A 13446-nucleotide genomic window follows, 5' to 3' on the forward strand; every position below is an offset into this window, starting at 1 on the left:
CATTACGCGGGGATGTCGGTGCGGGGCATGTGGTCGGCGCGGTTCGGCAGCGGGATCGGGGAGGCGTTGTCCGACGGCCTGGGCGAGTTGTTCGGGGAGGTGGGGTATCAGGCGGCCACGGGCCAGGAGGTGACCTGGAACCCGTTCTCGGTGACGGCGGGCGGGTTCGAGTCGGTATTCAGCGGTGTGGGCAATCTGGCGGGCTTGGTGTGGCGGGGCAAGCTGCACCCGGAAGGCCCGAGCCCATACCTCGAGGGCACCGGCCGACGTGAGGGTGACAGCACCACCGAGACCACCGATGGTGGCGGGTTCGATGAGGAGAAGGCCCCGCTTCTGGGGGCAGGGCCCGGGTCGCAGACAGGGGGTACCCCTGGCTCCCCAGGCAAGGACAACACGTTCACCCCCTCCGATGTCTCGGATGGCTCGAAGCCATCTGATGTGGATTCTGTTTTCCCGGTCGGGCCGGTGGATTCGGCTGCGGTGTCGGTGCCCTCCGGCAAAGACCCCGTGGTGTCCGCTGCCGTGGACAGCAAGGACGTCAAGGACGTCAAGGATGTCAAGGGCGGTAAGACGGGTGCCGATGGCGGCGTGCCGGGCGGGACGCCGGCTCGTGGTGTTCCAGCGGTGCCAGGTTCGGGTGCGGGCCGGCCAGGCGCACCGCTGCCAGCGTATTCCGATGGGGTAGTGGGTTTCGGGCAGGAACGGTCGAGTACACCGCCGCCGGCGTACCGTCCGGTTGCCGGTGGCAGCGTCAACGGCGCGGACCCGGCCGGTGATGCTCCGGCCGTGCCAGGTCATGACCAGGACCGATTGGTGACACCGCCGCCGCCGTACAGTCCCGTTGCCGGCGGCGATCAGGTGCCCGGAGCGCATGGTGTGGATGTACCTGGGAACCGGCCGCTGGAGGCGCCTACCTCGCAGACACCGGACTCACCAGCGGTGACCCCACATGCTTCTGGTGCGCCTGCGGATGCCGCTCGTCCGGAGGCTGTCGCGTCTGGGTCTGTTGTGGACTCCGGCGGTGGTGTGCCCGCGGGGCATCCGGTGTCGCCGAGTGGGGTGACCGGCCGCGATGGGGATCCCGGTGCGGATTCGGTCGGGGGGCGTGGGGATTCGCATCGCCGGGATGGGGCTGCGGTATGGCCGGATTCGGCGATGCCCTCGGGGGCGGGGTCGCAGGCGGCGCCGTTTGTGGATCGGGATCCGGTGGCGGTGTTGCCGGTGGGCTTGCCTGCGGACACGGTGCGGGTGCAGGTGCCCGCGGAGGTGGTGGCTGGTGGCGGGCTGGCGGCGTTCGTGCGGGGCGGTGTCGCGGAATCCACAGGCGGGCCGGTGCTGTTGGTGTCCCCCAGCGATCCGGGTGCGGGTGTGGTGGTGACGCCGGGCCAGGGCTCGGCACTGGCGCAGGATATGGGGCGCGATGTTGTCGCGATGACGCAGAGACAGGGCGGGCGCGGGCCGCAGTTCACGGTGTTCGCTGCGGATGGTTCTCGTCCCAGGCCGCTGGCCGGACCTGGTGCCGCGGTGCCGGCCGGCGATAGTGGGGGCGTGGCCGGTCTGGCGGAGGCCTCGGCACCGGTCACGGCCGCCTCCGGCGGGACGACGGTCGCCCGGGATGAGGCACCGGCGGCCCGGACGGTGTCTGCGCAGGAGAGCTCGGTGGCTGCGGAGCTACAGCCCGCGGCGGTCACACCCGATGCCGGGGCGGGCACGGTGCGGGATACCGGTGGGATACCGGTGGGGCAGTGGTCGCGGTCGGATCTGGACCGTGAGATCGCGCGGGCGAAGAAGCTGGACTTGTCCAGGAAGGAAAAGGACGCGGCGGGGCTGGTTGTGCAGCACACGCATGACGTGCGGGGGTTGGCTCGTGCGGATGCCGCTGTGCCGTTGGAGGATGTGGTGGCGCTGGTCGCGGCCAAGCGCCGCGAGGTCGGTGATGATCAGCAGGATCAGGTGGTGGAGTTTTCCCAGGCGCTGGGGGACAGGCTGGGTACACAGGGCAGCGGGCTGCGAATCCGGGCTGGGGCGGAACCGGCACAGCCATCCGATGTGGAGTCCGCTCCGGTGCCCTTCGGTGAGCTGAAGCCCTTGGGAGACCCGACGGATGCGTGGGCGGGGTCTGGGCTGCGTGGCGGCGAGGCGCAGTACGCGCTGGGTGGGTCGTTGCCGGATGTGGTGGATGACCGGAGTGTGGTGCTGGGCGCGGAGGATTTGGCGGGGGTTTCTGAGCAGGGGCGCGCGGCGCTGGACGCTTTCGTGGCGGCGACCGACGTGGCCGCGCGGCCGAGGTTGGTCGACGTTGTTGATGGTGCCAATGTCATGGCGTTCCTGCGGATGCTGGACTGGTGGGGTGTTGCGGACCATGCGTTGGTGGTGAAGAAGCGGAAAACGACGTGGATTCCCTGCAGTTTTGTGTCGGATCTGCACGGTTGGGGGGAGTTGGTCGAGGAGGGCACCGAGGCCTGGTATGTGATGGGCGAGTACGCGCCAGGGGAAAGGCCGGATAGCGCCACGCGGCCGGAGGACTTGCGGGACCCGCTGACCCAGGGGTCAGCGGAGGAAATGGAGACGGTGCCGCCGCATCTGGATCCGGACGGGGATTTGCCGCTAGGTACCTGGTTGCTGAACAGCGGTGAGTCGGTGGAGTTCTTCGTGCATGTGGTGGACCCGGCTGGGGTCAGGGTGGAGTACGGGCCGGCGGATCAGAGGCTGTGGCTTGGTGGCCGCGAAGTCGAATGGGGTGAGTTGTTCGCGGCCCTGAACGACGAGGGGCCTGCGGGGTTGATGAATCTGGTCAATCCGGGGGTGCGCCGGAGTCAGTACCTGGCTCAGGCGTTCGGGGTGGATGAGACCACCGCACATGTGTGGCGGATGTGGTCCCACCTGCCCAGGGAGTGGCATGCGGAGGCGTTGCGCCGGGCGGTCACCGGGTCGGTGGTCAGCACCTACGGCGGGCGGGCGGAGGTCAAGAGTCTGGTCGAGGAGCTGGTGCCGGACGGTGCGCGGTATCAGGAGCGGTTGCGTGTCCTAGGCGAGATCATGATGCGCCTGGCCGATCGCCGCCGTCTGCTGGAGAGGGGGGGCGAGGAAGGGCGTGACACCCGCAGTGCGGCTGAGTACCGCGCCGAGTTGCGGGAAGAGGTGGCCAGGCTCGGTGGCCTGGACCAGGTGGTGCTCACGGGGCGCAAGCCGGGCATCCAGGTGCGGGTGCGCGAGCTCGGCGGTCCGGCACCGCAGCGTGCCGGTGAGCTGGGCGGGCAGCCCAGCCGGCGGGAGCTGAAAGTGCTGCATGAGCTGGCGCAGGCCCTGGACGGTGATGAGCTTGGCTACCTCTCGCGCTTTTTCGGTGAAGACTGGCAGATCAACCGGGTGACCGGTGGAAACGTGCGCGAGTGGCGTCGTGGCCGTCCCGGCGATCGTGCGGTGGTGCGTGGGATTGCGCTGGACACGGTTGTCGAGGCGTTCGGCGGGCCGGAAGCAGCGGTCGCGGTGGCGGACCGACTGCGGGAGCTGGGCACCGAGATGGGCCTGCAGATGGCCAAGCGGGGGCAGCTGGACCCCCGGGAGGGCGTGCAGGTGTTCTCGCAAGGGCAGCCCGACGGGCCATCTACCGCCGCACGGACGGTGCTCAGTTTGCCTACCATGCGGGAGTGGGGGGCGTGGACTCTGGGCGACGTGGTGGACTACGTCGCCGGGGGCGCTGTTCCCGCCGAAGTCCCGGACGAGGAAGTGGTGCGCCACCTCGGCACGGCCCGAGCAGCCGAGCTGATTAGCGTTCCCGAGTCCAGGGCCGAGGTATGGCTGGACGGCATAGGGAAGCCCCCCTCGTTCCATCTGCGGAAGATGCGCGAGGCTGCCCGGCTCCCGAGTTCTGAGCTGGTGCGCTACCTCGGCCCGGGCCGGGCACTCGACGAGGTGACCGGCGGCGTCTCGGAGTTGGTGGTATGGGAGTGGCTGGAGGGCGCCACCGTGCCCCGAATGGAGGATGCTGGGAGGCTGCGCCGGGCTGTTCTGGGGGCTATCACCGAGGGGCTCCTGCGGTGGCCGCAGCCGTTGAGGCGGGTGGTGTGGAGTGAGAATGGGATACGGGAGGCGGAGCGCCGTCTCGCGTGGGCCGATGCCACAAAGGGAGGCAAGTTCCCCTCCGACGCATTGTCACAGTCGAGGAAGGTGAACGGATCCGCTCTGCAGCGCGAAGCGCGAGAGGTCATCGATGGGCTCGAGAGGTCGTTGCGGGCTTCGGTCCACTACATCGTTGTTCAGGTCCTGCTCGGTAATGAGGACGCGAGGGCCATGCTGGAGGGTTCGGGGATCGTGATTCCTGACCCTGGTCCTGGCGCGGTCACATGGTTGCTGGAGCAGATCGCCGACCACCTCCGCGCGGCGAGGGGCATGCTGGACTCTGGTGTGTTGCGGCGGGTGGTGGGAGGTGCGGCGAGTGAACGGTTCCAGGCGGCCACCGGGGGTGTTGTCCCGCAGCTTCGGCTGACCAGCAGCCCCGGTGCCGTGCGGGAATTCATGCAGCAGACGGCGGGGGATGACGTTCATTTCCTTGTGTTGAAGGTGCCGTCGGGGGCTTCGCAGGATGTGGTGCGGGCAGAGTATGTGAAGGGCGAGGACGCGGAGGCGTTCCTGGACTCTGGTGGCTTCTTCGAAGGTGGGCAGGCGCACTATTTCCTGGACGCGGTCCAGGGTGATGACAGACGGACCATTCCCAGGACGGTGCGGCCGGAGGTGCTGGCGGACGCGGGCGCCGACGTGGCCTGGCATGTTCAGCATGGCCGACTACACGCCCCCGCACAGGGCAGCGGTGGTGGTGGTTCCGCAGCGCCTGCGTCGCGGGGGGAGGATTCGCAGCCGGAGGCCGCCGACATCATTCTGGGTGGGCCGGAGCACGTGGTGTGGCTGGTTGGCCGGTTGCCGCGAGTGGCGGAGTTGCTTGATTTGCCGGAGCCCGTGCGGCTGGCACGGCTCGGTAACCTGGCGGAGATCGCGGAGTTGGCCGAGTTGGCGGGCCGGATGGAACAGCATCTGAAGGCGATGCCGCCGGGATTCGATCCGGACGGTCAGCGCGCATCCAACGTCGAGCGCGCGAAACGCATGGTCCGGCAGGGAGCCTGGACCGCAGAGGATTTGAAGTGGGTCAAGGACAAGTTGCCTGGGATGCGGGCGGTCGAGGAGAAATGGCGTGGCCTTGCGCGCTCGGTGCGTCGTGCTGCTGCGGAGCGGGAACTGCGGGTGTTGAGCGATCAGGCCGATGCGGGGTTGGAGGAATTGCCTGGCCCGGCAAGGGATTCCTTGCTGGATGCCGCATCCGAGAAATTGGGGGCGCCACTGAACGGCTCGCCGTGGGCTGTCAGTGTGATGGCCTATCACATGATGGGTGGTGCCGGGGACGGTGAGATCGCGCAGATCTGGGACAGGCTGGAGCGTATTTGGGTGGACTTGACGGCTGCGAGTGCGGGCGCTGGGCCCGGGCCGGGCACGGATCCGGGTGCGGGGCCCGGACCGGTCGGGGATATGGGAGCGGTGCCCGCGCAGCCTGGGAAGGCGCGGTCGGAGTCCACTGAGGATGTGGCGGGTACCGCCGAGAACGATGGTGGTGGGGGCGCGGGGGCGGGGACGTTCGGGCTTTGGAATCCGGAGTCCGGGAAGAGGTTCGACCCCGATTCGTGGCTGACCGAAGTAGCCCTTCTTCCTGGTGATGGTCCTCGGTCGTCGTTGGGTCGTGATGGTGGCGAGGTACTGCCTGGTCGGGTCGATGGCGCGGGGGCCCGTGTGTGGGATGCCGAGCCGAGTCCTGGTACGCCCACTGGCGATGCGCCGGTGGCGGATGCCGCGATCGGTAAAGCGGAGGGCGACGAGTTCGAGATCTTCATGGAGAAGGAACAGCCGGGCTTGCTGAAGCGGCTTGAGAGCTTGGGCGAAAAGGAGAAACCGTCCGGGAGTTCAAGGCGCTCCACGGGGTCTGTTGTGGACGGTGATGCTGTCTCTACTGGTGAGGACGGTGCGCGTCGTCGTCAGGCTTGGCCTGGCGTGGGGGCGAACTCCCCTGATGGTGGTGCCTGGTCGATCGGGGATTCGTCCAGCCCGGATTCTGCTAGTAGCCACCCGGGGCAGTGGTCGCGGTCGGATCTGGATCGTGAGATCGCGCGGGCGAAGAAGCTGGACTTCTCCGGGAAGGAAAAGGACGCGGCGGGGCTGGTTGTGCAGCACACGCATGACGTCGGGGGGTTGGCTCGTGCGGATGCCGTTGTGTCGTTGGAGGATGTGGTGGCGCTGGTCGCGGCCAAGCGCCGCGAGGTCGGTGATGATCAGCAGGATCAGGTGGTGGAGTTTTCCCAGGCGCTGGCGGACAGGCTGGGCACGCGGCGCAGCGAACCGATCATCCAGGCCGGGGCCGGACCAGCACAGCCATCCGATGTGGAGTCCGCTCCGGTGCCCTTCGGTGAGCTGAAGCCCTTGGGAGACCCGGCGGATGCGTGGGCGGGGTCTGGGCTGCGTGGCGGCGAGGCGGAGTACGCGCAGCGCGGGTCGCTGCCGGATGCGGTGGATGGCCGGAGTGGGGTGCTGGGCGCGGAGGATTTGGCGGGGGTTTCTGATCAGGGGCGCGGGGCGCTGGACGCTTTCGTGGCAGCGACGGGAGTGGCCGCGCGGCCGAGGTTGGCCGATGTTGATGGTGCCAATGTCATGGCGTTCCTGCGGATGCTGGACTGGTGGGGTGTTGCGGACCATGCGTTGGTGGTGAAGAAGCGGAAAACGACGTGGAAAACTTGCAGTCTTGCGTGGGCTCTGAGCGGTCGGGAGTTGGTCGAGGAGGGCACCGAGGCCTGGTATGTGATGGGCGAGTACGCGCCAGGGGAAAGGCCGGAGAGCGCCACGCGGCCGGAGGACTTGTGGGACCCGCTGGCCCAGGGGACGCCGGATGAAATGTGGAGGGTGCCGCCGCATCTGGATCCGGACGGGGAACTGCCGCCGGATACCTGGTTGGAGAACAGCGGTGAGTCGGTGGAGTTCTTCGTGCATGTGGTGGACCCGGCTGGTGTCCGGGTGGAGTACGGGCCGGCGGATCAGAGGCTGTGGCTTGGTGGCCGCGAAGTCGAATGGGGTGAGTTGTTCGCGGCCCTGAACGACGAGGGGCCCGCGGGGTTGATGAATCTGGTCAATCCGGGGGTGCGCCGGAGTCACTACCTGGCTCAGGCGTTCGGGGTGGATGAGACCACCGCACATGTGTGGCGGATGTGGTCCCACCTGCCCAAGGAGTGGCATGCGGAGGCGTTGCGCCGGGCGGTCACCGGGTTGGTGGTCAGCACCTACGGCGGGCGGGCGGAGGTCAAGAGTCTGGTCGAGGAGCTGGTGCCGGACGGTGCGCGGTATCAGGAGCGGTTGCGTGTCCTGGGCGAGATCATGATGCGCTTGGCCGATCGCCGCCGTCTGCTGGAGAGGGGGGGCGAGGAAGGGCGTGACACCCGCAGTGCGGCTGAGTACCGCGCCGAGCTGTGGGAAGAGGTGGCCGGGCTCGGTGGCCTGGACCAGGTGGTGCTCGCGGGGCGCAAGCCGGGCATCCAGGTGCGGGTGCGCGAGCTCGGCGGTCCGGCACCGCAGCGTGCCGGTGAGCTGGGCGGGCAGCCCAGCCGGCGGGAGCTGAACGTGCTGCATGAGCTGGCGCAGGCCCTGGACGGTCGTGAGCTTGACTACCTCAGGCGCTTTTTCGGTGAAGACTGGCAGATCAGCCGGGTGACCGGCGGAAACGTGCGCGAGTGGCGTCGCGGCCGTCCCGGCGATCGAGCGGTGCTGCGTGGGATTGCGCTGGACACGATTGTCGAGGCGTTTGGCGGGCCGGAACGGGCGGTCGCGCTGGCTGACCGACTGCGGGAGTTGGGCACCGAGATGGGCCTGCAGATGGCCAAGCGGGGGGAGCTGGACCCCCGGGAGGGCGTGCAGGTGGCCTCGGGGGGGCGGCCGGAGGGGCCATCTACCGCCGCACGGACGGTGCTCAGTTTGCCGGTCCTGCAGGAGTGGTGGGCGTGGACTCTGGGCGACGTGGTGGACTACGTCGCCGGGGATGCTGTTCCCGCCGAAGTCCCGGACGAGGAAATGGTGCGCCACCTCGGCACGGCCCGAGCAGCCGAGCTGACCGGAGTTCCCGAGTCCACGGCTCAGGCATGGCTGGACGGCAGAGGCCAGCCCGACCCGACCCATCTGAAGTTAATGCGCGAGGCTACCCCGCTCCCGAGCTCGGAGTTGGTGCGCTACCTCGGCCCGGGCCGAGCAATCGAGTTGACCGGCGCCGGCGCGGTGTCCTTGGTATGGGGGTGGTGGCTGAGGGGCAACGGCAAGCCCTACGCGGACGAAGCTGGGAAGCTGCGCCGGGCTGTTCTGGGGGCTATCACCGAGGGGCTCCTGCGGTGGCCGCAGCCGTTGAGGCGGGTGGTGTGGAGTGAGAACGGGATACGGGAGGCTGAGCGTCGTCTCGCGTGGGCCGATGCCACAAAGGGAGGCAAGTTCCCCTCCGGCGCATTGTCACAGTGGAAGAAGGTGAACAACCCACGTCCTTCTCTGCGGCCCGAAGCGCGAGAGGTCATCGATGGACTCGGGGAGTCGCTGAAGGCTTCGGTCCAGTACATCGTCGTTCAGGCCCTGCTCGGCAATGAGGACGCGAAGGCCATGCTGGAGGGCTCGGGCATCGTGATTCATGACCCGGGCCCTGGCGCGGCCACGGGGTTGCTGGAGCAGATCGCCGACCACCTCCGCGCGGCGAGGGGCATGCTGCACACTGGTGTGTTGCGGCGGGTGGTGGGCGGTGCGGCGAGTACCCAGTTCCAGGCGGCCACCGGGGGTGTTGTCCCGCAACTTCGGCTGACAAACGGCCCCGGTGCCGTGCGGGAATTCATGCAGCAGACGGCGAAGGATGACGTTCATTTCCTTGTGCTGAAGGTGCCGTCGGGGGCTTCGCAGGATGTGGTGCGGGCAGAGTATGTGAAGGGCGAGGACGCGGAGGCGCTCCTGGACTCTGGTGGCTTCTTTGAAGGTGGGCAGGCGCACTATTTCCTGGACGTGGTTCAGGGTGATGTCAGAATGACCGATCCCAGGACGGTGTGGCCGGAGGTGCTGGCGGACGCGAGCGCTGACGTGGCCTGGTGGGCTCGGCATGGCGGACTACGCGCCTCTGCGGGAGGCAGCGGTGGTGGTTCCGCAGCGCCTGTGTCGAGGGGGGAGGGTTCGCAGCCGAGGGCCGCCGACATCATTCTGGGTGGGCCGGAGCAGGTGGCGTGGCTGGACGGCCGGCTGCCGCGAGTGGCGGAGTTGCTTGATTTACCGGAGCCAGAGCGGCTGGAACGGCTCGGTAACCTGGCGGGGATTGCGGAGTTGGCCGAGTTGGCGGGCCGGATGGAACAGCATTTGAAGGCGATGCCGCCGGGATTCGATCCGGACGGTCAACACGCATCCAACGTCGAGCGCGCGAAACGCATGGTCAGACAGGGAGCCTGGACCACAAAGGATCTGCGGACCGTCGACGACAGATTGCCTGCGATGCGGGAGGTCGAGAAGACCTGGCGCGACCTGGCGCGCTCGTTGCGTCGTGCCCGGCCGGTGCCGTGGGTGGAGGTGATCCGGGCGGGAATTGTGTCCTCGGATGTGGGTGCGGATGTGCGTGCTGCTGTGCGGGAGATGCCGTTAAGGGATGGCCAGTTTGTGGTGGCGCTGCGTGGTGATGGTGCGGGTGGCGTGGCGGTGGATGCGCGCACGTTGGCTGGGGTGATTCGGCAGTCGTCGAACTGGGATCCGGATGCTGTGGTGTGGCTGTACGCCTGTGAGGTCTCCGAGGTGTTTGCGCGGGCGTTAGATGAGGAGTTGGGGTCTCGGGTCCGCTGGACGCGGGACTTGGTCTGGTTCGGTCCGGGTACCGGTGGGTTCGCCTCGATGGTTGCCGGTGCGTATGTGGGTGAGGGCGGTCGGTTGCTTCCGGTTCTGCCGCCCAACGGCAGGTGGGAGTCGACTCGGCCGGACGGTGATGGGCAACCGGGCCCCTATGACCTTCGATTGCCGGAAGACCAGAACGGGCTGCGTCCAGACTGGGTGCACCTGCGTGCCCCGGTGGATGATGATGTGGAGTCCGCCCCGGTGCCCTTCGGTGAGCTGAAGCCGTTGAGGGATCCGGTGTGGGCGGGATCTGAGCTGCGTGGCGGCGTGGCGGAGTACGTGCGGCGTGGGTCGCTGCCGGATGTGGTGGATGGCCGGAGTGCGGTGCTGAGCGACGCGGAGTTGGCGAAGGTTTCTGAGCAGGGGCGCGCGGCGCTGAACGCTTTCGTGGCGGCGACCGACGTGGCCGCTCAGCCGAGGCTGGCCGACGTTGTTGATGGTGCCAATGTCGTGGCGTTCCTGCGGATGCTGGACTGGTGGGGTGTTGCGGACCATGCGTTGGTGGTGAAGAAGCGGAAAACGACGTGGAAAACGCGCAATCATGTGCCGGATCTGGGTCGGGAGTTGGTCGAGGAGGGCACCGACGCCTGGTATGTGATGGGCGAGTACGCGCCAGGGGAAAGGCCGGAGAGCGCCACGCGGCCCGAGGACTTGTGGGACCCGCTGACCCAGGTGTCGCCGGAGGTGTCGCCGGTGCCAGCGCATCTGGATCCGAACGGGGAACTGCCCCCGCATATCTGGTTGCGGAACATCGGGGAGTCGGTGGAGTTCTTCGTGCATGTGGTGGACCCGGCTGGTGTCCGGGTGGAGTACGGGATGGGGGATCAGGGGCTGTGGCTTGGTGGCCGCGAGGCCGAATGGGGTGAGTTGTTCGCGGCCCTGAACGACGAAGGGCCCGCGGGGTTGATGAATCTGGTCAACCCGGGGGTGCGCCGGAGCCACTACCTGGCTCAGGCGTTCGGGGTGGACGAGACCACGGCGCACGTGTGGCGGATGTGGTCCCACCTGCCCAAGGAGTGGCATGCGGAGGCGTTGCGCCGGGCGGTCACCGGGTTGGTGGTCAGCACCTACGGCGGGCGGGCGGAGGTCAAGAGTCTGGTCGAGGAGCTGGTGCCGGACGGTGCGCGGTATCAGGAACGGGTGCGTGTTCTGGGTGAGATCATGATGCGCCTGGCCGATCGCCGCCGCCGGCTGAAGACGTGGGGCGAGGAAGGGCGTGACACCCGCAGCGCGGCTGAGTACCGCGCCGAGTTGCGGGAAGAGGTGGCCAGGCTCGGTGGCCTGGACCAGGTGGTGCTCACGGGGCGCAAGCCGGACATCCAGGTGTCGGTGGACGAGCTCGGCGGTCCGGCACCGCAGCGTGCCGGTGAGCTGGGCAGGCAGCCCAGCCCGCGGGAGCTGAGCGTGCTGCATGAGCTGGCGCAGGCCCTGGACGGTCGTGAGCTTGACTACCTCACGCGCTTCTTCGGTACGGACACCGAGGTCGGCGTAGCGATCGGCGATCTTGATCAGTGGCGTCGCAGCGATCGTGCAATGCTGCGTGGGATTGTGCTGGACACGGTTGTCGCGGCGTTCGGCGGGCCGGAAGCAGCGGTCGCGCTGGCTGACCGACTGCGGGAGCTTGGCCGCCTGCAGGGCCTGCAGATGGCCAAGCGGGGGGAGCTGGACCCCCGGGAGGGCGTGCAGGTGGCCTCGGGGGGGCGGCCGGAGGGGCCATCTACCGCCGCACGGACGGTGCTCAGTTTGCCGGTCCTGCAGGAATGGTGGGCGTGGACTCTGGGCGACGTGGTGGACTACGTCGCCGGAAAGGCTGTTCCCGCCGAAGTCCCGGACGAGGAAGTGGTGCGTTACCTGGGCACGGCCCGAGCGGCTGAGCTGACCGGAGTTTCCGAGTACGTGGCTGAGGTATGGCTGGACGGCAGTGACCAGCCCTTCTCGTTCCAGCTGCAGGAGATGCGCGAGGCTGGCCGGCTCCCGAGCTCGGAGCTGGTGCGCTACCTCGGCCCGGGCCGGGCACTCGAGGTGACCGGCGGCGGCGACGCGGTGTCGTGGCTGGTGGGTATCAGCAAGCCTGTTGCGGGGGAAGTTGGGGCGCTGCGCCGGGCTGTTCTGGGGGCTATCACCGAGGGGCTCTTGCGGTGGCCGCAGCCGTTGAGGCGGGTGGTGTGGAGTGAGAACGGGATACGGGAGGCGGAGCGCCGTCTCGCGTGGGCCGACGCCACAAAGGAAGGCGAGTTCCCGCCCGACGCGCGGTCACAGTGGAAGGAGGTGGATTCCCCAGTTCCGCCTTTGCGGCCCGAATATCGAGAGGTCTTCGATGGACTCGGGAAGTCGTTGAAGGCTTCGGTCCAGTACATCGTTGTTCAGGTCCTGCTCGGCAATGAGGACGCGAAGGCGATGGTGGAGGACTCGGGCATCGTGATTCCTGACCCGGGTCCTGAGGCGGCCACGGCGTTGCTGGAGCAGATCGCCGACGGCCTCCGCGCCGCGAAGGGCCTGCTGCACGCTGGTGTGTTGCGGCGGGTGGTGGGAGGCGCGGCGAGTGCGCGGTTCCAGGAGGCCACGGGGGGTGTTGTCCCGCAGCTTCGGCTGACCGGTGGCCCCGATGCGGTGCGGGAGTTCATGCAGCGGACAGCGGCGGGGGATGATGTTCATTTCCTTGTGCTGAGGGTGCCGCCGGCGGCCTCGCAGGATGCGGTGCGGGCAGCGTATGTGAAGGGCGAGGACGCGACTGCGTTCCTAACCTCTGGTGACTTCTTCAACGGTGGGCAGGCGCACTATTTCCTGGACACCATCCAGGGTGATGACAGAAGGATCGACCCCGCGACGTTGCCGTCGGAGGCGATGGCGGACGCGGGTGAGGCCTTGGCCTGGTGGGCTCGGCAGGGCGGACTACGCGCCCCCGCAGGCGACAGTGGTGGTGGTTCTGCGGCGCCTGTGTCGCGGGGGCAGGGTTCGCAGCCCACGGCGGCCGGCGTCATTCTGGGTGGGCCGGAGCAGGTGGCGTGGCTGGATGGCCGGTTGCCGCGGGTGGCGGAGTCGTTTGATTTACCGGAGTCTCGGCGGCTGGACCGTAACCTGGCCGGGATTGCGGAGCTGGCGGGGATTGCGGAGGTGGCCGAGTTGGCGGGCCGGATGGAACGGCATTTGAAGGCGATGCCGCCGGGATTCGATCCGGACGGTCAGCGCGCATCCAACGTCGAAGCTGCGAAACGCATGGTGCGGCAGGGAGCCTGGACCGCACAGGATCTGCAGACCGTCGAGGACAGGTTGCCCGGGATGCGGAAGGTCGAGGAGGAGTGGGGTGAGCTGGCGTCCCGGGCAGGAAAAGCGTCTGGTAAAAGGCCGCGGGACACCTCCGCTGATTCCGCTGAGGGCGTACGACCACGACGTCGTCGCCTGGCCTGGCCTGGTGATGTGGAGACGAACCAGGCCACTTCCGCCACTTCCGCGGCTGGCAACGAACCTGGTGGTGCGGGCCCGGAAAAAGCGAACCTTCGCGGTCTTGCTGATCCCACCGCA

1 protein-coding gene is annotated in these 13446 nt (G+C 68.3%); it reads left to right on the top strand.

The genetic code is table 11. From position 1 onward, the window contains the following. A partial coding sequence (locus ACWDKQ_RS32385) for a hypothetical protein (protein WP_450142573.1) occupies positions 1–13446 on the top strand: 13446 nt, incomplete at both ends.

This window comes from Saccharopolyspora sp. NPDC000995 (assembly GCF_053599315.1).